The sequence below is a fragment of the Mycobacterium sp. DL592 genome, assembly GCF_011694515.1.
GTDB lineage: Bacteria > Actinomycetota > Actinomycetes > Mycobacteriales > Mycobacteriaceae > Mycobacterium.
Window position 1 is genome coordinate 5035125 of the sequence record NZ_CP050192.1, and the last position, 22799, is coordinate 5057923.

The 22799-nt window shown below is 67.8% G+C and carries 25 protein-coding genes; 16 read left to right on the forward strand and 9 right to left on the reverse strand.

Going from position 1 to position 22799, the window contains the following annotated elements:
* Nucleotides 1-50: 50 nt before the first annotated feature.
* On the forward strand, nt 51-953 hold the full coding sequence (locus tag HBE64_RS24080) for a helix-turn-helix domain-containing protein (RefSeq protein WP_167109588.1): 903 nt from the start codon (nt 51-53) through the stop codon (nt 951-953).
* 5 nt (nt 954-958) lie between these two features.
* On the opposite strand, the gene HBE64_RS24085 is transcribed toward HBE64_RS24080, so the two are convergent.
* The 4 genes from HBE64_RS24085 to HBE64_RS24100 are packed head-to-tail and all read right to left on the reverse strand — an operon-like array spanning nt 959 to nt 5556.
* Nucleotides 959-1243, reverse strand: a complete 285-nt coding sequence (locus HBE64_RS24085; protein ID WP_167108230.1) for a hypothetical protein — start codon at nt 1241-1243, stop codon at nt 959-961.
* A complete protein-coding gene (locus tag HBE64_RS24090) occupies nt 1240-2433 on the reverse strand; it encodes an amidohydrolase family protein (protein ID WP_167108233.1) in 1194 nt (397 codons plus the stop codon). Before HBE64_RS24090 ends, HBE64_RS24085 begins: the two co-directional genes overlap by 4 nt.
* A gap of 25 nt (nt 2434-2458) precedes the next feature.
* Entirely contained in the window at nt 2459-4684 is a 2226-nt protein-coding gene (locus HBE64_RS24095) for an acyl-CoA dehydrogenase (protein ID WP_167108236.1), read from the reverse strand.
* A gap of 5 nt (nt 4685-4689) precedes the next feature.
* Nucleotides 4690-5556 carry an amidohydrolase family protein gene (locus HBE64_RS24100; protein ID WP_167108239.1) on the reverse strand — a complete coding sequence of 289 codons (867 nt, stop codon included), beginning with the start codon at nt 5554-5556 and terminating at the stop codon, nt 4690-4692.
* A 211-nt stretch (nt 5557-5767) separates the two neighbouring features.
* Here HBE64_RS24100 and HBE64_RS24105 point away from each other — a divergent pair, with 211 nt between their 5' ends.
* The 11 genes from HBE64_RS24105 to HBE64_RS24155 all read left to right on the forward strand — a co-directional run bounded on the left by HBE64_RS24105 (nt 5768) and on the right by HBE64_RS24155 (nt 16855).
* Entirely contained in the window at nt 5768-6382 is a 615-nt protein-coding gene (locus tag HBE64_RS24105; protein ID WP_243841442.1) for a TetR family transcriptional regulator, read from the forward strand.
* A gap of 117 nt (nt 6383-6499) precedes the next feature.
* Entirely contained in the window at nt 6500-8017 is a 1518-nt protein-coding gene (locus tag HBE64_RS24110; RefSeq protein ID WP_167108242.1) for an aldehyde dehydrogenase, read from the forward strand.
* Nucleotides 8017-8982 carry a PDR/VanB family oxidoreductase gene (locus HBE64_RS24115; protein ID WP_167108245.1) on the forward strand — a complete coding sequence of 322 codons (966 nt, stop codon included), beginning with the start codon at nt 8017-8019 and terminating at the stop codon, nt 8980-8982. Before HBE64_RS24110 ends, HBE64_RS24115 begins: the two co-directional genes overlap by 1 nt.
* Before the next feature lie 106 nt (nt 8983-9088).
* A complete protein-coding gene (locus tag HBE64_RS24120) occupies nt 9089-10381 on the forward strand; it encodes a cytochrome P450 (RefSeq protein WP_167108248.1) in 1293 nt (430 codons plus the stop codon).
* 43 nt (nt 10382-10424) lie between these two features.
* Nucleotides 10425-10823, forward strand: coding sequence for an SCP2 sterol-binding domain-containing protein (locus tag HBE64_RS24125; protein WP_167108251.1), 399 nt, complete (start codon nt 10425-10427; stop codon nt 10821-10823).
* 24 nt (nt 10824-10847) lie between these two features.
* The gene (locus tag HBE64_RS24130) at nt 10848-11996 is read left to right on the forward strand and encodes an NAD(P)-dependent alcohol dehydrogenase (protein WP_371744040.1); all 1149 of its coding nucleotides are present in this window, start codon (nt 10848-10850) and stop codon (nt 11994-11996) included.
* A gap of 83 nt (nt 11997-12079) precedes the next feature.
* Nucleotides 12080-13360 (forward strand): CdaR family transcriptional regulator, encoded by a 1281-nt coding sequence (locus HBE64_RS24135; RefSeq protein ID WP_167108254.1) that lies wholly within the window; start codon nt 12080-12082, stop codon nt 13358-13360.
* A gap of 87 nt (nt 13361-13447) precedes the next feature.
* Nucleotides 13448-14701, forward strand: coding sequence for a LuxR C-terminal-related transcriptional regulator (locus HBE64_RS24140; RefSeq protein ID WP_167108257.1), 1254 nt, complete (start codon nt 13448-13450; stop codon nt 14699-14701).
* Between the two features lie 54 nt (nt 14702-14755).
* Nucleotides 14756-15580: a cutinase family protein gene (locus HBE64_RS24145; RefSeq protein WP_167108260.1), complete on the forward strand. Its 825-nt coding sequence runs from the start codon at nt 14756-14758 to the stop codon at nt 15578-15580.
* Between the two features lie 40 nt (nt 15581-15620).
* Nucleotides 15621-16037, forward strand: a complete 417-nt coding sequence (locus HBE64_RS24150; protein WP_167108263.1) for a nuclear transport factor 2 family protein — start codon at nt 15621-15623, stop codon at nt 16035-16037.
* 2 nt (nt 16038-16039) lie between these two features.
* Nucleotides 16040-16855 carry an SDR family NAD(P)-dependent oxidoreductase gene (locus HBE64_RS24155; RefSeq protein ID WP_167108267.1) on the forward strand — a complete coding sequence of 272 codons (816 nt, stop codon included), beginning with the start codon at nt 16040-16042 and terminating at the stop codon, nt 16853-16855.
* On the opposite strand, the gene HBE64_RS24160 is transcribed toward HBE64_RS24155, so the two are convergent.
* Complete coding sequence (locus HBE64_RS24160; protein ID WP_167108270.1) at nt 16852-17226, reverse strand: type II toxin-antitoxin system death-on-curing family toxin; 375 nt, start codon at nt 17224-17226, stop codon at nt 16852-16854. The genes HBE64_RS24155 and HBE64_RS24160 overlap by 4 nt on opposite strands.
* Nucleotides 17223-17426: a CopG family transcriptional regulator gene (locus HBE64_RS24165; RefSeq protein WP_167108273.1), complete on the reverse strand. Its 204-nt coding sequence runs from the start codon at nt 17424-17426 to the stop codon at nt 17223-17225. The genes HBE64_RS24160 and HBE64_RS24165 overlap by 4 nt, the downstream gene beginning before the upstream one ends.
* Before the next feature lie 138 nt (nt 17427-17564).
* Here HBE64_RS24165 and HBE64_RS24170 point away from each other — a divergent pair, with 138 nt between their 5' ends.
* Together HBE64_RS24170 and HBE64_RS24175 are read left to right on the forward strand one after the other, a co-directional pair.
* Nucleotides 17565-17831 (forward strand): hypothetical protein, encoded by a 267-nt coding sequence (locus tag HBE64_RS24170; protein ID WP_208300538.1) that lies wholly within the window; start codon nt 17565-17567, stop codon nt 17829-17831.
* Nucleotides 17832-17890: 59 nt separating this feature from the next.
* On the forward strand, nt 17891-18607 hold the full coding sequence (locus tag HBE64_RS24175; RefSeq protein ID WP_167108276.1) for a CoA pyrophosphatase: 717 nt from the start codon (nt 17891-17893) through the stop codon (nt 18605-18607).
* A 7-nt stretch (nt 18608-18614) separates the two neighbouring features.
* On the opposite strand, the gene HBE64_RS24180 is transcribed toward HBE64_RS24175, so the two are convergent.
* Nucleotides 18615-20234, reverse strand: coding sequence for a DUF1254 domain-containing protein (locus HBE64_RS24180; RefSeq protein WP_167108279.1), 1620 nt, complete (start codon nt 20232-20234; stop codon nt 18615-18617).
* 126 nt (nt 20235-20360) lie between these two features.
* Entirely contained in the window at nt 20361-20786 is a 426-nt protein-coding gene (sodN, locus tag HBE64_RS24185; protein ID WP_163805836.1) for a superoxide dismutase, Ni, read from the reverse strand.
* Between the two features lie 67 nt (nt 20787-20853).
* Between sodN and HBE64_RS24190 the strand changes: the two genes are divergently transcribed.
* Complete coding sequence (locus HBE64_RS24190) at nt 20854-21147, forward strand: S26 family signal peptidase (RefSeq protein ID WP_167109592.1); 294 nt, start codon at nt 20854-20856, stop codon at nt 21145-21147.
* A gap of 4 nt (nt 21148-21151) precedes the next feature.
* Here the strand turns inward: HBE64_RS24190 and HBE64_RS24195 are convergent, their stop codons facing one another.
* On the reverse strand, nt 21152-22078 hold the full coding sequence (locus HBE64_RS24195; protein WP_167108282.1) for a transglycosylase SLT domain-containing protein: 927 nt from the start codon (nt 22076-22078) through the stop codon (nt 21152-21154).
* Between the two features lie 51 nt (nt 22079-22129).
* Between HBE64_RS24195 and HBE64_RS24200 the strand changes: the two genes are divergently transcribed.
* Nucleotides 22130-22744 carry a M15 family metallopeptidase gene (locus tag HBE64_RS24200; protein ID WP_371744041.1) on the forward strand — a complete coding sequence of 205 codons (615 nt, stop codon included), beginning with the start codon at nt 22130-22132 and terminating at the stop codon, nt 22742-22744.
* Nucleotides 22745-22799 lie beyond the last annotated feature (55 nt).

Below are 22799 nucleotides of genomic sequence, written 5' to 3' on the forward strand. Positions count from 1 at the left end.
TCGGCTCGCCCTTCCAGCTCGAACCCGACGACACCAACGCGATCGGACGGATGCTGGCCCTGCTCGGCGACGAGTGGACCCTGCTGATCGTCCGCGAATCACTGCTGGGGGCAACGCGATTCAGTGACTTCGCCAGGCTGCCGATCTCCAGCGCGGTGCTCACCGCACGCCTGCAGGCGCTGGTCGCCGACGGGCTGCTGGAGCGCCAGATCTACCAGCAGCAGCCGCTGCGGGCCGGCTATGTCGCCACGCCTGCGTGCCGGCGGCTGTGGCCGGTGCTGGTGTCGATCTGGCACTGGGAACGCACCTGGGTCGACGATCAGACTCACACCCTGCCCACGATGCATCACCGGCGCTGCGGCCACGACTTCGCCCCCGTGCTGCACTGCGCGGACTGCGACACCCCCGCCGACGTCAGCTCCATCACCGCCACCTGGGGTCCCAGCGGCGGCTGGCAGCGGTCAGTGCCGCGAGCGGCCACCCGCAGGCGGCTTCGCTCGAGCGCCGCCGGCCAGGCGGGCTTCTTCCCGCAGACCATGGCCATCTTCGGAAACCGCTACGCCGCAGCCATTATCGGGGCCGCACTATTGGGCACCCGCCGGTTCGGTGACTTCCAGACCCGCCTCGACGCCCCCGCGGCGGTGATCGCCGACCGGCTCAAAGTCTTCTGCGGCATCGGCGTTCTGCAGGCCGCCGCGCACCCGAACCGGTCGGACTGGTCCGAGTACCACCTCACCCCCAAGGGTCTGGCGTTCTACCCGGTGGTCGCCACCGCGATCGACTGGGCCGAGTCGAGCTACTCCTCGCCGGAGGGGCCGGCGCTGCTGCAGGTGCATACCGCCTGCGGCGCCTCGTTTCTGCCGATCCTGGTGTGTGACCAGTGCAGCCAGCAGCTCACTGCCGGCAGTATCGAGATCGTCCCGCGGCGCGATGCCGGTGCGATCGAGGCGTGAGGCCGTTAGGTCTGCCAGCGCTCGACCAGTTCGGCCCACCGCCGCGAGATCGTCTTGTGCAACTCGTCGCGGCGCGCCCGGGTGTTGACGTCGTGGGGCTCGATGGCACCGATTGCCAACTGCGCCACCGCCTCGAGCTGCTCACGTTCCAGCCCGAAGGTGAGCAGCGCGTCGAGGTCATCGGCGGTGTCGAGCTCGTCGGGCAGCGTCGACCGGGCCAGCAGGACCGCGGCGTTCTCCTCGCCGGCCTCCAGCAGCATGGCGACCAGGCCGGCCTTGGCGATCTTCACACCGGGCGGCGCACGGACAACTCGAGTCCGTTGTCGCGCATCACCTTCCGGCATTCCTCCGGGGTGTAGTCGAAGTTCTGCAGATCCTTGATGTAGGACGCGGGCTCGGCCAGGCCTTCGACGTGAGGGTAGTCCGATCCCATGAGAATGTGCTCTACGCCGACCAGCTTGAGCAGGCTGGCCAGCTCGTCCTCGTAGAACGGCGAGACCCACACGTGGCGCTTGAAGGTCTCACGTGGATCCTCCTTGTAGATGAACGGGATCTGGCCGTAGGACTTGGTCAGCTTCTCGAAGAGGTGGAACACCCACGTCGAACCGCTCTCGATGCAGGCCATCCGAAGGTTCGGGAACCGTAGGAACAGACCGTTGTGCAGGTGGTTGGCGAAGGTGTCCTGTATCGCGTCGCCGGAGAACAGGCTGCGGAAGCCGAGCAGCGCCTGGAACGACATCATGTAGTCCGCCTCGCCCCAGGCCGGCATGAACTTCGAGTAGTAGGTCTCACCGGAGTGGTAGCACACCGTGATGCCCGAATCGTTGGCCAGCTGCCAGAATTCGTCGAACAGCGGGTCGCCGGGCGGTCGCATCCCAACCTCGGTGGTGATCGGTCCGGGGATCATCACGATGAAGCGGGCGTCGCGTTCCAAAGCCCATTCCAGCTCGCGAACCGCGTTGTCGGGCCTGCACATCGTGATGTAGGGGGCGGTGAAGATGCGCTCCTGATAGGCGAATCCCCAGTCGTCGTCGAGCCAGCGGTTGAATGCCTTGAAGGTGGCGACCGTGGCATCCAGGTCCGGCAGCAGCGCCTGTTCCATCCCGACGCCGAGAGTGGGCAGCATGATGCAGCCCTGCATACCCTGGGCGTCCATCGCCGCCAGGCGGGCATCCCGGTCGCGGTACTCCGCCCGGATCGGCTCCAGCTCGCCGAACAGCGAATTCAGGTCTGACCCATGCGGATTGCGGCCCCGGAAGTATTCGTCGAGCGCTCCGGGTTTGCCGACCGGGTCGAACGTCGGGTTCGGGATGAACCGGTTGACCCGGCCCCCGACCAGGAGCCGCTGCCTGCCGTCCAGCTGCGCCCACTGGATGGCCCGCTTGGCGAACTTCGGCTCGATGTAGCGGGTGAACGCGTCCTCGGCCTCGTAATAGTGGTTGTCACAGTCGAAGAAGGTGAAGTCGAGCTGAGTCGTCATCGCTGGGATTCCTTTCTCTGACGGTCTATTTCCGGGGGAGCCCGAGAATCATCGAGGCGATGATCGTCAGCTGGATCTCCGGGGTGCCGCCGCCGATCAACTCCGAGGGCATGTCGAAGTACGGCTCCACCACCGGCGGATCGGACTTCTCGAGCATCGCCAGCCGCCCGGTCAGGCCGAGGGTGGCCGTGGCGGCCCGGCGCAGCAGCAGCACCATCGCATACTTCGCGATGCTCGACGCCGGCCCGGCATTCTGGCCCTCGACCAGGCGCAGCGTCTCGCGCAGCACCATCGCCTTGATCGCGGTGGTGTGCGCCTCGATCTGGCCGAGTGCCCGCACCGTGGCGTCGTGGTCGGCTCCGGCGGTGGCTGCCATGTGCCGCAGTGCTGCCGAGCGGTCGATGTTGACGTAGTTGCCGATCGCCGTGCGCTCGACTGCCACCGTCGACATCGCCAGATCCCAGCCCTCACCCGGTTCCCCGACCAGCATGTCGTCGGGAACGAACACATCGGTGAAGAAGCACTCGTTGAAGTCCGCGTGCCCGCTGGACTGCTTGATCGGCGAGATCACCAGTCCCGGTGCGGACATGTCGATAAGGAAGTAGCTGATGCCCTGGTGCTTGGGGGCATCCGGGTCGGTGCGCGCCAGCATCGCGCCGTACTGGGCGACGTGCGCTGACGAGGTCCAGATCTTGTGCCCGTTGATCACCCAGCCGCCGTCGACCTTCTGGGCGCGGGTGCTCAGCGAGGCGAGGTCGGAACCGGCGCCCGGCTCGCTGAACAGCTGGCACCAGCGCTGCGTGCCGCGCAGCATCGGCCAGGCGAACCGCTCCCGCTGTGCCTCGGTGCCCCGGTCGAGGATGGTGGGCAGGATCCACTCGGCGATGTTCAGCGACGGGCGGGTCACCTCAGGCCGTTTGTCGAACTCTTCGGTGATGATGACCTGCTGCACCGGAGAGGCCGCCAGGCCCCACGGCGGGGGCAGGTGCGGAGCCACCAGGCCGGCTTGGGCCAGCATGTCTCGCTGCGAGCCGAAGGCCAGCCCCGGCGCGCGGCGATCGTCGGTCGGTGTCTCGTTGTGCAGCGCGGCCGCCTGGTCGATGACCGCGGCGATACGGGCCCTGAAGTCCGACTCCACGTCGCCGAGATGGATTGCGGTGGAGCGCTTCACCGTTCGGGCGAGCTCGCCGGCGTCACGTTCCCACTGCGTCGCGGGCCCCAGCGAGGCCGCCAGGGTCACGGCCCGTCGCCAGTACAGGTGAACGTCGTGTTCCCAGGTGTATCCGATCGCCCCGAACATCAACAGCGCGTCCAGGGTGAGATCGGGACCGGTGGCCACCGTCATGACCGCGGCCGACGCCGCGGCCAGCCGGTGCTGCTCGAGGGACTCGTCGACGGCGCGCACGGCATCCCAGGCTGCGGCCGAGGCCATTTCGGAGTTCACCAGCAGAACTGCGGCCTTGTGCTGCAACGCCTGGAAGGATCCCACAGGTTTGCCGAACTGTTCGCGGGTGCGGATGAAGTCGACGGCCATCTCGACGCTGCGGCGTACCGTGCCGGCCGCCGCGCTGGCGGCCAGAGCCACCACGACGCAACGCGCCCGGTCGGTCGGAATCTGCGACAGCACCGCGGCATTGGTGACCCGATGGTCGGCCAGATGCAGTACGCCGACATCGGTGGTCATGTCGGTACCGTGTTGCTGTTCGACGCTGAGCCCGATACCGGGCGCGCCCGCGTCCAGGACGAACCACAGGTCGGCGCCCTCGCCGGCGTGCGCGGCGACCAGAATTCGTTGTGCCGCACAGATTCCCAGCGTGGATCCGGTGGAGCCGTTGAGCCGCCAGCTGTCGCCGTCGCGCACGGCGTGCACCGACGAGTGCTCGGGCAGGATGACGGTGGCGGTCGCCCCGGCAGCTAGCTCGGTCAGCAGGGGAGCGGCCGCGGGCCCGGCCAGTGTCGCGACCGCACTGGCGGTGGCGGTGCTCAGCAGCGGTCCCGGCAGCAGGGCTGCCGCGGCAGCCTCGATGACGCACGCCATGTCGGCCAGCGTCCCGCCCTGGCCGCCGGTGTCCTCGGGCAGGTGCACGGCATGGAATCCGTGGGCGGTGAACTCCTCCCACCACGGCGGCAGCTCGCCGGCCGCGAGGGAATCGAATGCCGCGCGGGTCTTGTCGACGGGCGCGTGCCGGGCGGCGAACTGGGTGACTGCGTCGGCCAGCTGTTCCTGTTCGGTGGTGATTGCCAGGGCCATTCGGGTCAGCTCTCCAAACCGAGGATGCGAGCTGCGTTGCCGTAGAGGAACTTCGGCCACACCTCGTCCTTGAACGGGACTCCTGGCAGGTCCCGGAAAATCCGCTCCAGAGACAGGCCCATGGGGAAGTACCCGGCGTAGAGGACTTTGTCGGCACCGCGGGAGTTGGCGTAGTCGATGATCGCCTTCGGGTAGTACTTCGGGGCGAACGCGGAGGTGGAGTAGTACAGGTTGGGCCACTTCAGCATCAGCTTGACCGCGAGGTCCTCCCATGGCTCGCAGCCGTGCCGGGTCACGAACACCAGATCGGGGAAGTCGAACATCACGATGTCGATGCGCGAGACTTCCTGCGGTTTGAACGGGATCCGCGGGCCGGGCACTCCGGCGCACACGAAGATCGGGATGCCGAGCTCCACACAGGTGGCATAGATCGGGTACATCTTCGGGTCGTCAATGGGCACCTGCGGGAAGGTGCCGGACGGGAACACCGACGTCGCCCGGATGCCGTACTGCTCGTACTCGCGCTTGATCGCGGCCACCGAGCCCATCACGTCGTTGGGATCCGAGACCGCACCGGAGGGCACGAACCGGTCGGGAAACAGTTTGAGCGCCTTGTCCGCGGATTCGTCGCTCACCCCGATGACGGCCTTCTCGATACCGAAGCGATCCATCTGCTGCAGCAACAGCGACACCGGGTCGTCGGTGGGCAGGTCCTTGGGCACGTCTTTGAACATGTACTCGACCGGGAACTCGAAGTTCTCCTTGGACTCGCGGTCCTTGGTCTGCTTGCGGATGAAGTCGTACTGATCGAAGCCCTCGTGGGGGAATCCGATCATCGTGTCGATTACCGGGAGACCGACAGGTCCGGCCATGCGCGCTCCGATCAGGGGTGGTCTACTGAAACATCGTTCTACCACAGGCGCCGGATTGCAAGACTCTCAGCTGGGACAACTCCGCCACGGCGACGGATTGTCGTAAGCTTGCCTGCACCAGCAAGAAGGTCGTTCTTGAGGAGGTGGCACCGTCAACACGCCCGTGCCCGCTGTCACGCCCGCCGGGGAAGCACCCCGCGGACGCCCCCGCGTGAGCCGGCCCCACACCGACGTCGTCGCGCCGACGGACATGACCAGCGACCAGTTGGTGCGCCGGGCCAGGGTCATCGAAGAGGTGATCGGGCTCATCGGCGAGGTCGGCGCGGACGCGGTTCAGATGCGTGACGTCGCCCAGCGCTCCGGGGTGGCACTGGCGACGGTCTACCGGTACTTCAGCTCCAAAGAGAACCTGCTGGCCGCTGCGCTCGAGGACTGGCAGAAGCGGTTGACCCGCCGCGTCCTCTCCGGCGGATCGGCGGGCAAGGACCCGCTGCCCGGGGTGCTGGACTACCTGCGCCGCGCCCAGCGGGCGTTCGCCCGCAGCCCGCAGATGACGGCGTTGATGCTGCAGATGGTGACCTCCACCGACCCGGAGGTGAAGCCGATCATCGACCAGATCGAACGCAACAACGTTGAACTGTTCAACAGGTTGTTGGAAGGGCTTGCCCCGGAAGCGATTTCGAATGTCAGCTTCGGGCTGAACACCGCGCTCAGCGGTGCGCTGGGCGGGTTGCTCGCCGGCCGGCTGACGTTGGAGGACTCACTGGCTCACGTCGAGTGGGTGGCGCGGACGCTGCTCGACGAGGCACACGCGCCGCGCAGGTGACACAAGCCCTGCCACCTGGTGCGGGACCCAACAGGACTACGCGAAACCTCCGATCGAGTGATGGTGCTGGGCGCAGCGGGCACGGTTGACTTCTCGGCGAAGGCCGAAGGAGTCGAGATGGCAGCAGACATCACCCATTACCGGATGTTCATCAACGGAGCGCACGTCGATTCCGCCGACGTCGACGAGATCTGCGATCCGGCGACCGGGGACGTGGTGGCCACGGTGGCGCGCGGCGGCGCCGAGCACACCGATGCGGCCGTCGCAGCAGCCAAAACCGCCTTCGAATCCGGTGTCTGGTCGCGGATGGAACCCGCCGAGCGTTCGGCCGTCATGACCAGGATCGCCGACCGGCTCGGGCAGGAACTCGACGAGCTCGTCGACCTCGAGATCCAGGCCAACGGTGCCACCGTGCGGCAGGCGACCGGATTCCACATCGGCTACGCATCGGCGCACTTCCTGCACTTCGCCGAACTGGCCGCCACCTACCAGTGGACACGGCAGGTGCCCACCCAGGCGTACCCGACGATGTCGACCAACGTGATACACCGCGAGCCGCTGGGGGTGTGCGCCGCGATCGTGCCGTGGAATTTCCCTCTGCTGCTGGGCATCTGGAAGATCGGCCCCGCCCTGGCGGCCGGCAACTCGGTGGTCGTCAAACCCGACGAGAAGACACCGCTGACCCTGCTGCGGCTCTGCGAGATCGCCCAGGAATGCGGCGTGCCGGATGGCGTCCTCAACCTCGTCACCGGTCCCGGCCCCACCGTCGGCGCCCGGCTGGCCGAACACCCCGACGTCGACAAGGTGGCCTTCACCGGTTCCACCGCGGTCGGCCGCGAGATCATGCGGCTGGCGGCAACAACGGTGAAGCAGGTGTCCCTGGAACTCGGCGGCAAGGGCGCCCAGATCCTGCTCGACGACGCCGACCTCGACGTGGCGATCGACGGGGCGCTGTTCGGCTGCATGCTGTACTCCGGGCAGATCTGTGAGTCCGGCACGCGACTGCTGGTGCCCGCCGAGATGTACGACCTGGTTGTCGACCGACTCGTCGACCGCGCATCCGCGCTGAAACTGGGCGATACCAACGACTTCGACACCGATGTGGGCCCGGTGATCTCGGTCCGCCAACGCGACCGGGTGCTGAGCTTCCTCGAGGGCGCCCGGCGAGACGGTGCCAAGATCGTGCTCGGTGGTGGCGTCCCGCCCGGGGATCGCTTCACCAAGGGGTACTGGATCGAGCCGACGATCGTCACCGAGGTCACCAATGACATGGAGATCGCCCGCGAGGAGATCTTCGGACCGGTGCTGTGCGTCCTGCGCTACACCGACGAGTGCGACGCCGTACGCCAGGCCAACGACTCCCAGTACGGGCTGAGCGCCGGGGTGTGGAGCATGGACTACGAACGCGCCGCCGATGTCGCTGCCCGGCTGCGGGCGGGCACCGTGTGGATCAACAACTGGCATCAGATCGATCCCGCGCTGCCGTTCGGCGGCTACAAGCAAAGCGGTCTGGGCCGCGAGCTCGGCGAGCACGCCCTCGACGAGTACACCGAGACCAAGCATGTGCATATCGATCTGACGCAGAAGGTCGACCGGCACATCTTCGATGCCCTGTTGTCCGAGCCGAGGCGTTAGTGCGCCCGGACGCTGAGGAACAGCTCGAGCTGGTCGTCACCCGGCGCGAACAGATCGCCGACGATGTCGTCGGTCTCGTCCTGGAACATCCTGGTGGACAGGAACTTCCGCAATGGTCGCCCGGAGCCCACATCGACCTTGTGCTGACCGAGTCGCTGGTCCGGCAGTACTCGCTGTGTTCGAGCCCGGCCGACCGGCACCGGTGGCTGATCGGCGTGCTTCGAGAACCCGCCGGCCGCGGCGGGTCCGCCTACGTACATGAGGAACTGCGGGAGGGCACCAGGGTTACGGCCCGCGGCCCGCGTAATCACTTCGCGTTGGCGCCGGCGCAGCGCTACCAGTTCATCGCCGGCGGCATCGGCATCACCCCGATCATCGCGATGATCGAAGCGGCCGAGGCCGGTGGCGCAGACTGGCACCTGCTCTTCGGCGGTCGGCGGCGCTCGTCGATGGCGTTCGCCGAAGAGCTTGCGAAATATGCTGAGCGCGTGACGATCTGCCCTCAGGATGAGGACGGACTGCTCGATCTGGACGCTGTACTGCAGCCCGTGCGTGAGGACACCCTGGTGTACTGCTGCGGGCCGGAGGGCCTGCTGACCGCGGTGGAACAGGCGTGTGCGCCCTGGCCCGCCGGCGCGCTGCGGGTGGAACGATTCGCCCCGAGCGCCGTGGATTCCGCGGCCTCACCCGATGCCCTCGAGCGCTTCGAGGTGGTGTGCCAGAGATCGAATCTGACGATCGACATCGGGCCGGGCGAATCGATTCTGGACGCACTGCGGGCCCACGGGGTCAACATGCTGTCGTCCTGCGGGGAGGGCATCTGCGGTACGTGTGAGACACCGGTACTCGAGGGTCGGCCCGACCACCGCGACTCGGTGCTCGCCGACGACGAGAAAGCCGCCAACGACGCCATGATGGTGTGCGTTTCGCGGTCGCTGTCAGCGCGGCTGGTCCTCGACGTATGAGCGCTCGCACCGCTGCCCTGCCGCCGGCCCGCCACCCCCAACGAGAGATGAGCATGCCTCATGTGCCGGATCGTCAGCGGCCTGACCCGATGGCAGCCTCGTTGTCATGACCAGCATTGCCGATCACCGACCGATGATCACCGATCCCGATCTGGACCTGTCGGCCAGATCATTCTGGGCTCAGGATTTCGAGACGCGGGAGAAGGCCTTCGCCCGGCTCCGCGACGAGCACCGCGTCTCCTATCACCGGCCCTACGAGTCGACGTTGCTTCCGCCGGAGGAGGACACTCCCGGGTTCTGGTCGGTGACCAAGCACCAGGACTGCCGGTTCGTCTCCCGCAACCCGAAGCTGTTCTGCTCGGGCAAGGGCGTCCTGATGGAGGACATGCCCGAGGTCGTCATCACCGCCACCGCCTCCTTCCTGGTGATGGACGGCGAGCAGCACCGCAAGATGCGCGGCGTGATGGAGCAGGCCTTCTCGCCGCGCAACGTCCGCAAGATCTCCGAATGGGTTGCCCAGCATGCCCGTGACCGCCTCGACGAGATCATCGATCGCGGTGAGGGCGACTTCTCCGAGGACTACGCGAAATACGTGCCGGGCCGGATCTTCGCGCACTTCTTCGGTCTCGAACGCGACAGCGAAGAACAGCACATCGTCATGGAAGCCGCCGAGCGGATGCTCGCCTGGGACGACCCGCGCATGGCGTTGGGACGTGACGCGCTCACCACTCACGCCGAGGAGGCCGAGCGCATCCAGGACATCGCCTTGATGATGGCCGAGCGCCGGCGTAAGGAGCCGAAGGACGACCTGATCACCTGGGTGATCAACGCCGAGTTCGAAGGCCAGAAGCTCGACGAGTGGGAAATCGGTTCGTTCTTCTCACTTTTGGGTTCGGCCGCCAACGACACCACCCGGCATTCCATCGCCCACGCCATCCGGTTGCTGTCCCAGAATCCTGACCAGAAGGCCCTGCTCCTCGAGGACCTCGAGGGCCGGGTCGGCTCCGCGGCCGAGGAAGTGATCCGATTCGCCAGCCCGGTCATGCATTTCCGCCGTACCGCCACCGAGGACGTGGTCATCGGCGACACCGAGATCAAGGCAGGCGAGCACGTCGTCATGTGGTACTGCTCGGCCAACCGCGATCCCGACGTGTTCGAGGATCCGGGCACGTTCAACATCCTTCGCAGCCCCAACGACCATGCCGGCTTCGGCGCAGGCGGTCCACACTTCTGCCTCGGCAGCGCGTTGGGCCGGCGGATGCTGCGATCGGCGATCACCGAAATCTACACGCGCATACCGGATATCACCCTGACCGGTGAACCCGACTTCCAGGTGAACAACTTCATCCACGGCGTGCACTCGCTGCCGGTGCGCTGGACACCACCCACCACACGCTGACCCGCCACACACTGACCTGCCACTTTTATAGGAGAGAGAGAACATGCCGTACTACGCCAACGCAGACGAGATCTACAAGTACCTCGGGGGCGTCTTCCGCGCCGCCAACGGCACCGACGTCGGGCCCAAGCTCATGGCGGCCGACCTCGATCTGCAGGTCTACTACTCCGATCCGGACGCCTGCATGACCGTCCGGTTGCGCGAGCCCAGCATCGAGGTGGCCGACGGCGGCGACAACGCCGACGCCGACGTCAAGCTCTACATGACCGCCGATATCGGCGACAAGTTCTGGCGCGGCGAGTACAACCTGGGGGTCGGCCTGGCCAAGGGTCAGGTCAAGGCCAAGGGCCCGGTGAACAAAATCCTCAAGCTGGTGCCGCTGACCAAGCCGCTGTTCCCGGTCTACCGGGAGCTCGTCGCCGAGAAGGACGCCGCCGTCTAAGGCGGCCTGGCCCGGAGAAAAACGTTGACTGACACCGCATCTCACATCCACACCGACACCGCGTCGCGGCCGGCTATCGCCCGCGCGGCGATCCTGCGCGAGGAGGGCCAGCCGCTGTCGCTGGAGGACGTCGAGATCGCCGACCTGTGCGACGGCGAGATCCTGGTCCGCATCGCGGGCGTCGGGGTCTGCCACACCGACATCTCCGCGGCCCAGGGCCTGGTGCCCCTGCCGCTGCCCGCCGTCCTCGGTCACGAAGGAGCGGGTGTCGTGGTGGCCGTGGGCGCGGGGGTGCGGACGCTGGTCCCCGGCGACCACGTGGTGCTGAGCTTCGCCTACTGCGACGAATGCGACACCTGCCGCAAGAAAACCCCGGCCTACTGCGATCTGTTCGCTCCGCTGAACTACTTCGGTGAGCGGCTCGACGGCACGGTGACGATGCACGCCGGCGCCGAAGACATCCACGGCAACTGGTTCGGGCAGTCCTCGTTCGCCAGCCTGGCCGTGGCCAGCGCCCACAACGCGGTCAAGGTTCCCGAGGACCTGCCACTGCAGCTGTTGGGGCCGCTGGGCTGCGGACTGCAGACCGGCGCCGGTGCGGTGATGAACGTGCTGCGCCCCGCCCCAGGCGAGAGCCTGGCCGTATTCGGCCTCGGCGCAGTCGGCCTGGCCGCGGTGATGGCGGCCAAAGCCCTGGGCTGCGACCCGGTGATCGCCGTCGACCTCAACGAATCCCGCCTCGAGGTCGCCCGCGAGTTGGGTGCCACCCACACGTTCAATCCGTCGACAAGCCGCGATCTCGTCTGGGACGTGATGAGCACGGTGCCCACCGGAGTCGACCATTCTCTCGACGCGGTCGGGTCCAATCAGGTGATCCGGCAGGCGCTGGAAATCCTCCGCTCGCCGGGGCATTGCGTGACGGTCGGATTCCAGGGTCTGCAGCACGACATCACCATCGACCAGGGCCACCTGCTCCTCGGCCGGCGGCTGTCCGGAGTGATCGAGGGCGATGCCGACCCGCAGTCGTTCGTGCCCGCACTGATCCGGCTCTACCGGGACGGCAAGTTCCCCTTCGACCGCCTCATCGAGACCTTCCCGCTCACCGCCATCAACGAGGCCATCGAAGCGTCGATCCGCGGTGACGTGATCAAACCGGTCGTCGTCTTCGATTGATCAGGGCGTGGCTGATCGCGCCAGGACCGCGGTCCGCGGGTGCTAGCGTCAGCCCCGTCGGGGCGCGCATTTGGGGAGCGTAGGTGGCTGCAGACCTCACACGGACAGCGGCGCAGGAGTTCGCGGCGCTCGCGGGCGCGATGGACGCCACCGGTTTGGGTGAGCGCGTCGGATTGCGCGCCATGGAGGTGATCGCCGAGCTACACGACACCAAGGACAAAGACGTCGAGCAGCTGACCGTCGAAGCAGCCTTGAGCAACGTGCACGCTGTCTTACGGGCGCTCACCGCGGGGGAGTCGCCCACCGCGGCGCAGCCGAGCGACGTCAGCCTGAACTGGGCGGCCACGCTGGCCCAGCGCGGAATCACAGTTGCGGTGATCCCACGCTGCTACGTGATCGGGCTGGGCTTGTGCGACGCGGCGCTGCGGACCGCGATCAGTGAGCTCCACACAACCGACGACGTCAAATGGCAGCTGGCCGGGGCCGCCTCCCAATACCTGTTCGGCTACTGCGAGAAGGTCTCCGGAGATCTCGTCGACCACTATCAACGGGAGCGTGAACTGTGGGTGCGAGGCGCCGACTCCGTGCGGGCCGAACTGGTCCTCGGTCTGGTCTCGGGTCGCCCGATGGATCTGCGGGCGACGAGCGCGGCGCTGGGCTACAACCTCGACCGGTCGCACGTCGCGATGATGGTCTGGATTGATCCGCGCAGCCAGGACAGACCGCCGCTGCAGGCGCTCAAGCGCGCCGCCGCGGCAATCGCACACCAGCTCAAGGGGATCGAGTTACTGGTTGTGCCCGCCGGTGCCGGGATGGTTTGGGCCTGGATCAGCGGACCCGCCGTGACCGACCAACCCCAGGAGACCGTGTGCGTCGATGCGCCGCTGCTCGCGTCGGTCGGCGGCCTGGCCCGCGGCCTCGACGGCTTCGTCGCGTCTCACCACCAGGCGCGTGACGCTCGTCGGATGAGCGGCGTCCTGGGCCACCCTGCGGGCACGGTCATCTACCACCGCGATGTGGCCCTGGACGCCCTGCTGACCCAAGACCTCTCGGCCGCAGGCCGATTCGTCAAAGACGAGCTCGGTGAGCTCAGCGCCGACACCGAACGCAACCGACGGCTGCGCACCACCCTGATCACGTTCTTCGAGGAGAACATGAGCTGGGGCCGGGCCGCAGAGCGGCTGGGTGTGCACCAGAACACCGTGATGTACCGCGTCCAGCAGGCAAAAGACCTGCTCGGACGGTCGCTGACGGAGCGGCGGCTGGAACTGGAAGTGGCATTGCGCCTCGCCGACGCCAGCGCGAACCTCAGCCCGGGGGGACTGGCCAGCGCGGGCCAGCCCGACCCGCCTGCCGTCAGGTAGCGGATGTGAGCACGTTCCAGTGTTGCCCGCCAAGTTTGGAAGCCGCTTCCATGTCGCAGTGACGACAGTCTCCCTACCGTCTTGAGTGTGACTGTCACCACTCTTGAAACCCCAGAGGTCCACGAGCTCCCGCCGGTCCGGTCGATCCGGGTTCGGGACCGCGATGAATGGTCCGTGGTCGGGGAGCCGGTGCGGGACCGCGCGCTGCGCGAACGAGTGGTAGCGGTGCTCGAGGCGGTCTCCATGGTGCCGGGGTGCGGCGCCGTTCCCGTCGTCGACGACCGCGACTTCACCAGCCTCGCAGCCGCCCTCGACGCGGCCGGCGAGCAGCTCACCCGGTGCCTCTGGAGCGGAGGTGATCTGGTCAGGCGAACCGCGACCGCGAAACTTGCCGCGACGCTGGCCGAGGTCACCGGGCTGCGCACCGAGCTGACCGAGGCGCGGGCGGCGCAGAAGGACGAACGCTACGCCGCGGTGCGCAACGCGCTGTCGCGGCTGCACGGCATCGATTCCACCCCGCAGATGCTCGAGCGGGCGCTCGCGGAACTGTGCCGGTGCGGGTTCGACCGCGCCATCATCTCCCGGGTCGAGGACTCGACATGGTGGGTGGAAGGCGTGCACGTCAAGTCCGACCCCGAATGGGCCAGCGAGATCGCCAGGGTCGGCCAAGCCCACCCGCTCTACATCGACCACATGGTCGTCGAAAGCGAGGTGATGCGCCGCCGCGCACCGGTGCTGGTCCGCGATGCCGAGCACGATCCCAGGATCAACGCCGCCATCGGTGCGGCCTCGCTGTCACGGTCCTACGTGGCGGCACCGATCATGCCGGAGGGCCGGGTTATCGGGTTGCTGCACGCCGACTGCTACAGCAGCCGACGCCACGTCGACGACGACGACCTGGCCATCCTGTGGATGTTCGCCGAGGGATTCGGCTACGCCTACCAGCGCACTGTGCTCAGCGAGCGACTTCGTCGCGCGCGCAACGAGATTCAGCGCATGGCGCGCAATGTGGCCAGCGCCGCCGACGACCTGTGTACGGCCCGCACGACACTAGGCCGGTCACTGTCGCCGTTGGGCGGGGGAAATACTGCACCGTCGGTGGCCGCCTCGCTGGCCGCGGATTCCCCCATCGAGTCGCTGCTGTCGCGCCGCGAGATCGAAGTGGTGTCGCTGATGGCCGAAGGCAAGAGCAACGGTGCGATCGCCACCCACCTGGTGATCGCCGAGGGCACCGTCAAGAGTCACGTCAAGCACATCTTGCGCAAGCTGAAGGCCTCGAACCGTGCCGAGGCCGTGTTCCGGTACATGCGGCTGACCGAGGTGCACGGCACCGGGAGGTAACGCCCGGCGCCTTCGGGGCGAAAAACCTCCTGACCGGAGTGGAGGGATTTCGTCGTGTTGAGCCGTTTGGCCCAGGCAGTGCTGGTGGCCGCGATCGGGGTGGCCGGGCTGACCACCGGTACCGCCACCGCCGCGTCGTCGTGCGCCGACTATCACTGGATCGGGGCCGCCGGATCGGGGCAGCGCGACGGAGCCGCAGCCGCCGCCAACGGCGGCATGGGCGACGTGGTCTACCAGTCCTATCAGCAGTTGCGCGGCGAACTGCTCGCCAGTGGGCGCACCATCGACGCCGAAGCCGTGCAGTACCCCGCCGCAGCCGTCCCGCTCAAGGGCGGCCTGGGCGGCTGGCTGGACTTCCTGGGCAGCGTGGGTGACGGAACCGACGCCGTCGCCAAGCAGTTCGCCGACTTTACGCAACGCTGCCCCGACACCAAGGTCGTGCTGGCCGGGTACTCCCAAGGCGCGATGGTCGTACACCGTAACCTCTACAAACTCGCCGACGACCCGCGGGTGGCCGCCGCCCTGCTGATCGCCGACGGCGACCGGCTGCCCGTCGACACCACCGTCAACCTTGGTTCGACGGCACTGGCCCCGAGCCGCGGCAAGGGAGTCGCCCAGGAGCACTCGCTACTCGCCTCGGCCAACACCGCGCCGCTGCCGCCGGCCATCGGCGCGCGCACGGTCAGCGTCTGCGACGTCGGCGACCCGGTGTGCGACTACGACGCCGACACCAACGCGGTGTCCGATACCGCGATCGCGATCCACACCGCGTATGCACCCGCCGCGACCGGCACCCACGCCTGGGGCGGGCCGCTGTACAGCCTCGTGATGAATGCCGGCGCCCCGTCGGCTTCGACTGTCGCGCTGACTACCGGCTGATCCGGCTCCGCCGGCGGCGGCGCCGAGTACGGTGAGACCCGTGACAACCGAACAGCAAGACCGGCAGGATATTTCAGACCTGCTGATCCGCTACGCCACCGGAATCGACCGCCGGGACTGGCCACTGTTCCGCACGGTGTTCACCCCGGACTGCCACTGCGACTACGGCGAGATCGGGGTCTGGGACGGCGTCGACGCCGTCACCGAGTTCATGGACGTCGCGCACGCCGGGGCCGGGCACCTGTTGCACCGCATCACCAACCAGGTCATCGACATCGATGGTGACCGAGCCACCGCACGCTGTTACGTCGACGTGTGGGTGATGGCCGCCGACAACGCATCCGGCGTCAACGCATCCGGCTTCTACGACGACGAGATCGTGCGCACCGACGACGGCTGGCGCATCGCCCGGCGCGTCTTCACCTCGGTGCGTATCGCGTTCCGGGACAAGGGGTAGCAATGGACTTCGCTGAACAGTACGGGCCGTGGGCGCTGGTGGCCGGCGCCTCCGACGGGGTGGGCGCCGCGTTCGCCGACGAGCTGGCAGCCCGAGGTGTCAACGTGGTGTTACTGGCCCGGCGCCAGGCGGTGCTAGACGACGTCGCCGCCGGAATCCGGGAGAGGCACGGCGTCGAAACACGAACGCTGGCAATTGATCTCGCCGAACCGGGGGCCGCCGCCGCGGTCGCAGCCGCCACCACGTATCTGGCGGTCGGCTTTCTGGTGTACTGCGCGGGCGCCGACCCGGCTTTCAGTCCGTTCCTGTCGAACTCGCTGGCCGCCGCCGAGGCCATGGTTCAGCGCAACTGCGTGGTGCCGATGCAGCTGTGCCACCACTTCGCCCCGGCGATGGTGGAGCGGGGCAGCGGCGGGATCGTCATCCTGGGATCGGGGGCCGGGTTCCTCGGCGGACCCAACATGGTGGCCTACGGCGCGACGAAGGCCTTCGACATGGTGTTCGCCGAAGCGCTGTGGAGCGAGCTGCACCCCAAGGGGGTCGACGTGATCGGCCTGATCCTGGGCAAGACCGACACCCCCGCGCTGCGCAAGCTCGAACACGAGCGCGGCAGGCTGGCCTCACTGGATGAGCCGCCGCCGGACACCGACCGGGTCGAGGATGTGATTGCGGCCGCGTTCGACAACCTCACCAACGGGCCGACGGTGCTCGCCAGTGAGCAGTTGCGCGGCGTCGGCCAGTTGCTGGCGGCGATGGACCGCAACGACGCGGTCGGCCTGATGGCCCAAGCCATCGAATCCGCCATGGGCGCAGACTAATTCGCGGTGCTCCAGAGCTCCAACACCGCTGCGGCCCGGTGATAGTCGGCTGCGCCAGAAGCCAGTTCGATGATCAAGTCGTAGGCGTCGTCATCGGGCGCCTCGAGCTCGTATCCGTTCATCCCATAGAACACGTAGGTCGCGAGCCAGCCGAGGCGCTTGTTGCCGTCGACCAGCGGATGGTTCCGGACGATGGACTCCAACAGGACGGCCGCCTTCTCGTGAACTCCTGCGTATGCGTCAGTACCGAATGCCGACGAGGCAGGTCGATGAGCAGCCGAATCGAGCAGCCCAATGTCCCGGACGTTCAAACAACCGAGATCCTCGGCGAGGGCGAGCAGATCCTCCAGCGACAGGTAGACAATGCTCACCGCGACAGACGGTCGAGCAGGTCGGCGTACCGTGTGCGGCCCCGGGCCGAGAGCTCTCGCACCTGTGCATCGTGAGTGCGACGGGCGGCAGCGTCAACGATCGCCCGGCAGGCGGCCTCCTGTTTACTGACCCCGTCCGCCTCTGCCAGCAGGGTGAGAGCCCGGTCCTGCTCGTCGGTCAAACGCAAGGTCATAGCCATACCGCCGATGGTATCAAAGTGATACCACGTCGTCCGGGGCAAGAGCGTTACCGCCGCCACCGGCGGTTTACCGATCGCAGATCTGGTTATTACTTGTTCCGACCCACGTCCGAACACCCAGATTGGAGTTTCGTACCCATGAGGTTGAAGGAAATCTTGGCCGGTGCGGCAGTCGCCGGCGCACTCACCGCAGCAGCTATGGGAGCCGGTCTTGCCTCGGCACACGCCGACATGGCGCCGCCTCCGCCCGCACCGCCGGCAGGTCCTGACGTCGGCACCCCGCCGGCCTGGGCACCCCCGCAGCCGGTTCCGCCGGCCTGGGCGGCCGGCAACAAGCAGGTGTGGGACGCAGGCTGGAACCACTGGGGTGTGTGGATCAACGGAGTGTTCGTTCCCACCTTCTGATTCAGCAGTCGGCATGGGCGGGGTCGACCCCTCGGGACGGCCCCGCCTATCGTCGTAGCGTGGCGATCACTTACGACGAGACGCTGCGTGAGCAGATCCAGCGTCATCTGAGTGGCCATCGGCGGCGCACCGTGACCGATCCGGCCAAGCGGAACGCCGCGGTCGCCGTGGTGCTGGTGGATTCCGAATTCGGCGAGGACCGGGTGGACCCGGCCGACGTCGACGACTGGATCGACGGGCGGCCGATGGAAGCCGGGCTCGACGGCCGGATGGTCGACGTTTCCGGTGGTGCGGCCTTCTTCCTGTGCCGCAGGGCTTCCCGGCTCCGCGCGCACGCCGCACAGTGGGCACTGCCCGGCGGGCGGCTTGACGCCGGTGAAACCGTCATCGAGGCCGCGCTGCGCGAACTCGACGAAGAAGTCGGTGTGCAGCTACCGGAGTCCTCGGTGCTGGGTCTGCTCGACGACTACCCGACCCGGTCGGGGTACGTCATCACGCCGGTGGTCATCTGGGGCGGCGGGCGGCTCGATCCGCGCCCGGCACCCGACGAGGTCGTCGCCGTCTACCGCGTCGGCCTGCACCAGTTGCAGCGCGAGGACTCACCGCGGTTCATCAGCATCGAGGAGAGTCCCCGCCCGGTGGTGCAGATCCCGTTGGGCAACGACCTCATTCACGCCCCGACCGGCGCAGTGCTGCTACAGCTTCGGTGGCTGTGCCTGGAAGGCCGCCACGACCCCGTCGACGAGCTCGAACAACCGCTGTTCGCCTGGAAGTAGTTGCCGCTCAGCGCCGTTGGATTCCCGGCGGCGTCCAGCTTCCGTCGAGGGCGGCCTGCTGCGGAACATAGTTGCGCAGATACACCCCGAACGACCCGGCCGGGATCGGCAGCCAATTGGCCGTCGGGTCACCCGGATCGGTCCTGGAGAAGATGATGTCGATCGAGCCGTCGGGACGGGTGACGAGCTCGTCGGGCCTGCTGCTGCTGACGCTGTAGCGGTTCTCGGAGTTCGGCACCAGATTGCCGTCGCCGTCGTAGACCGTCACCGACCAGAACGCATCCGACGGGGGTGCCTGCCCGGGCGCGAAATGCAGTGTGTAGGAGCTACATCCGTTGAGCGGCAGCAGCCTCGAGTCCAGCAGGGCTGAGGAGTACATCGCTTCGTCGGGGGTGTTGGCGATCAGCCCGACCTGGGCGACACCGGCGCGCAGCACATAGTCGGTGCCGAAGTTGCCGATCGCGGAATCCGGTATGGCCCAGCCGTGGTGCTGGACGGCCGACACCAGCTGGGTCAGGTTGGCCAGCGCGGGAAGCAATGCCGCCGTTGCCTTTACCGCCAGGTCGGCGGCCAGCCGAGCCAGCGGTCCGAGCCCGGCGCCGGCCACGGTCAGGCCGGGACCCACCCCGATCCGCGCCAGGGTGGCCAGCTCGCCGGCGTCACGTGCCGGCGGCGGATTGGCCGCCATCGCGGCGCTGATGGCATCCAGATAGTCCAAGCCGGGTTTGGGCTGCGGGCCCGCCGGCGGGGTGCCGCCGGTCGGGGTCAGCGAGTACTGCCCGATGAGCTCGATCGCCTTCTGCTGATCGGCGGCGTCACCGGCCAGCGTGCGACCGAGCATCAGGATGCTGCTGTAGGGCACCTCGACGACCTGCGCGCCCACCGGTATGGTGCCCTGCGGGCCGTCTGACCAGACGATGGCGTAGGTACCCGGGCCGGCGCCGGTGGTCCGCGAACCGATGTAGTTCACAACGTTGGTGTACGGGTCGGTCAGCTGAAAACTGAAGTACCGGTTGCCCATGTCGGGAATCGACAGCACCACCGGGCCGGCGGACAGATCCAGCTCGGCCAGCGAATAGAAGGTGTCGGTATTGGGTCGCTTCCCGCCGCCGATCGCCTTCCAGATCGGGTTGACGTCGGGGTTGGCGAAACTGGTCAGCGAGTAGATGGTGTTGAGTGCGGTCACCGTCTGGCGGACCCGCTCGTACTCCATGAGGGGATAGCCGTAGATGTAGGCCTGCGCGGCGGTGATTGCGGCGCGCACCGGGCCGATGAAGCCGGCGGTGGACGAGGCCTGCTGCTGAGCCGCCTGATCCGGGATGCTCAGCGTGACCCTGGCCGAGGAACCGGTACTGGGTGGCGTGCGCGTCGCGTTCTGGGCCGGTGCGCCGGATACCGCGGCAGCCGCAGCCGCGCGGCGCGACGCGGTGGGCGTCGGCCCGGCATGGCTTGGCCTGGCGGCCGTCCGCGCGCTGTGGGCCGAGCTGACCGACGCGGCGTTGCCGGCGTCATCGCCGGGCGCCGCGCTCGCCACCGCCGCCCCGCCGAGCATCGCCGCACCGAGTCCCGCCGCGACCACACCGGCCTGCACCCAATACCGGCGCCCCGCGCACCTGTCAGACGTCACGTCGTCCCCATCCCGTCCGCACCCCCGACGGGACTGTACGCCCGGGGACGGGTGGGAGTGGGTGACATGACTGAGGCCAGGCCCCACAAGATTGGGGGCCTGGCCTCGGTTGACGAAAGGGTGCCGTTACTTGGCGGGCGGGTAGACGCCCATGCCCTTGGCCTTCTCGGTCTGCCAGAAGATGTCGGAGATCTTGTCGATCGTCTCGAGCAGCTTCTCGGCCACGGCGACGTCCAGCGACTTCTTGACGTCACCGGCACCGTGCACGCCGTCCCAGAACAGCTGGTGCAGGTTGGGGAACTGCTCGAAATGCTCCTTGGTGAAGAAGTCGGCCCACAGCACCGTCAGGTGATGCTTGACCTCTTCGGCCCGCTGCTCCTTGATGATGATCGCGCGGGTCTTGAAGTGGTCGTCGTCGGAGTCGTGGTACTTCTGGAGCGTCTTCAGGCAGGAGAGCGCCTCGATCTTGGCCTGGGCGGGGTCATAGACGCCGCAGTACAGATCGCAGTGGGCATGGGCTTCGGTGGCGTTGGCGAAAAGTCGTTGCAGCATGTGCCTAACTTACCCTTTGAGGGTGCGCGACAACCATGGGCCGGGGCTGGAACTTCCAGGCTGGCTTATGCGCCGGTTTGTCGTAGTCGAGGACTCGATGCGACCGACGCTCAACCCCGGTGATGGGCTGCTGGCGCTGCGCGGCGGCAGGCCGCGGGTGGGCCAGGTCCGGGTGTTCCCCGACCCGACCAAGCCGACCCGTTGGCTGGTCAAACGTGTCGGGGCCGTGCGCGGGCCGACATTCGAGGCGCGCTCGGACAATCCGCACGCGCCCGGCGTCGTCGACTCGCGGCAATTCGGGTGGGTGCCGGTGGCGGGCTCCTACCGGGTGGTGTGGCGCGTCCGCGGCCGCCGGGGCTGACCGGCTACTGCGGGTGACTCGCCAGGTAGTCCTGGACCGGAATCCGTTCGGATTCGTCAAACCCGATGGGCAGCAACACATCTCCTGCTGTGGAGACGTAGTAGACGTTCCAGCGGTGGTAGATGCCGAGTGCCGCCGGATCGGCGGCCATCGCCGCGGCGTACTGATTGACCGCGGCCACGTACTGGTCAGCATGGTTGTAGCGGAAGATCGCGTGGTTCGGGTCGCTGGCGAAGCCGTTGGCGGCCAGATAGCGCCCGGCGGCCATGATGCTGTCGCGGGGTGAATGGATGTCACCGCCTTCGGCATAACCGGCGAACGTCGACGGCAGGAACTGCATCGGGCCCTGCGCGCCTGCGGTGCTGACACCGTCGATGCTGCCGAATCGGGTTTCGACGAAGTTGATGGCCGCCAGCACATTCCAACTGACACCGGTTGCGGCCTCGGCGTCCCGGTAGTAGCCCATGAGTTCCTCCGGCGGTGGCGGCGCCTGGATGCGCCAGGCCGGAAGGGTCGGCTTGGGCTCGGCCATGGCCGCGAGCTGGCGGCGGGCCTCGATGTTGTGGTCGTAGAACTCGAGCAGCTCCGGCGGAACCTGCGGCCGGATGATCGCGTCCCATTCCGGATGCCGCCCGATGGCGCGGTAGGCCACCTGCTCGCGGTGCGCCGCGGCGGCCAGCGCGTCCTCGGGGGTCGACGGGTCGCGCAGTGCGCGTTCGTCGGCGATCAGGTCGGCGCCGATCTGGGTGGGATCGGCCGCCAGCTGCGGCTGGGCGCCGACCAGGGTGGCCGGGGCGGCTGGCGTAGCCGTCGCCGTGGTGGCACCGGTGTCGCTGGAGGCGAGGGGTGTCGTCGGGGCGCTGCCGCAGCTGAGGAGGGTGAATGCCATCGCCGCCGCGGCCAGCGGTGCGACAACCCGCAGAGAAATCATCGGCACGAGTCTTTCCTATCGGTGCCGCCAGGTACAGCCGGTTTGCCCATCATGGCGGGTTTTCGGGATGATGACACGATCATGGGCTTCGACGGTTCGTTCGCCACGGCGGCACTGCTGGGTGCGGTCGCGACGGCCGCGGTGACCCTCAACGTCGCCGCCGCAGCGGCGCCGCCCCCGCGAATCATGCTCGCCGACAACACGGTTGCGGTGGATCCGGCCGTGGTGTCACCCGGTGACGGGTCGCTGGGCGACGGCCAGGTCCTCACCGCTTTCGACGTGCAGAACCCGGCGATCGGACGGCTGGACCCGGCGTTGCTCAGCGCCGTGCAGGCGGCCACCACGGCCGCGTCGGCCGACGGGGTCACGATGACCATCACCTCGGGGTGGCGTTCCCCGGAGTTCCAGGAACGTCTGCTCGACGACGCCGTCGCCACCTACGGCAGCCTGGCGGCCGCCCGCCAGTATGTGCAGACCCCCGCCGGGTCCAAGCACGTCATCGGCCAGGCCGTGGACGTGGGCGGGCCCGCCGCCGACCAATGGCTGATCGCCAACGGCGCCCGATTCGGACTGTGCCGGATCTACGCCAACGAACTGTGGCACTTCGAGCTGGCCACCGACGCCGCCGGCAACTGCCCGCCGCTGCTGGCCAACGCCGCGGGCTGACCTGCGCCATCCCCTATGGCAGGGCGCCGCGCTGAGGGTAGGTTCTGGCGGGGAA

Coding starts and splice junctions, on each gene's coding strand:
- HBE64_RS24120 (WP_167108248.1), top strand. CDS start 9,089: ATGACCAGCATTGCCGATCACCGACCGATGATCACCGATCCCGATCTG.
- HBE64_RS24100 (WP_167108239.1), bottom strand. CDS start 5,556: ATGGCCGGACCTGTCGGTCTCCCGGTAATCGACACGATGATCGGATTC.
- HBE64_RS24165 (WP_167108273.1), bottom strand. CDS start 17,426: ATGGCTATGACCTTGCGTTTGACCGACGAGCAGGACCGGGCTCTCACC.
- HBE64_RS24200 (WP_371744041.1), top strand. CDS start 22,130: ATGGCGGGTTTTCGGGATGATGACACGATCATGGGCTTCGACGGTTCG.
- HBE64_RS24190 (WP_167109592.1), top strand. CDS start 20,854: ATGCGCCGGTTTGTCGTAGTCGAGGACTCGATGCGACCGACGCTCAAC.
- HBE64_RS24195 (WP_167108282.1), bottom strand. CDS start 22,078: ATGATTTCTCTGCGGGTTGTCGCACCGCTGGCCGCGGCGGCGATGGCA.
- HBE64_RS24170 (WP_208300538.1), top strand. CDS start 17,565: ATGAGGTTGAAGGAAATCTTGGCCGGTGCGGCAGTCGCCGGCGCACTC.
- HBE64_RS24095 (WP_167108236.1), bottom strand. CDS start 4,684: ATGGCCCTGGCAATCACCACCGAACAGGAACAGCTGGCCGACGCAGTC.
- sodN (WP_163805836.1), bottom strand. CDS start 20,786: ATGCTGCAACGACTTTTCGCCAACGCCACCGAAGCCCATGCCCACTGC.
- HBE64_RS24080 (WP_167109588.1), top strand. CDS start 51: ATGCTGGCCCTGCTCGGCGACGAGTGGACCCTGCTGATCGTCCGCGAA.
- HBE64_RS24155 (WP_167108267.1), top strand. CDS start 16,040: ATGGACTTCGCTGAACAGTACGGGCCGTGGGCGCTGGTGGCCGGCGCC.
- HBE64_RS24110 (WP_167108242.1), top strand. CDS start 6,500: ATGGCAGCAGACATCACCCATTACCGGATGTTCATCAACGGAGCGCAC.
- HBE64_RS24090 (WP_167108233.1), bottom strand. CDS start 2,433: ATGACGACTCAGCTCGACTTCACCTTCTTCGACTGTGACAACCACTAT.
- HBE64_RS24125 (WP_167108251.1), top strand. CDS start 10,425: ATGCCGTACTACGCCAACGCAGACGAGATCTACAAGTACCTCGGGGGC.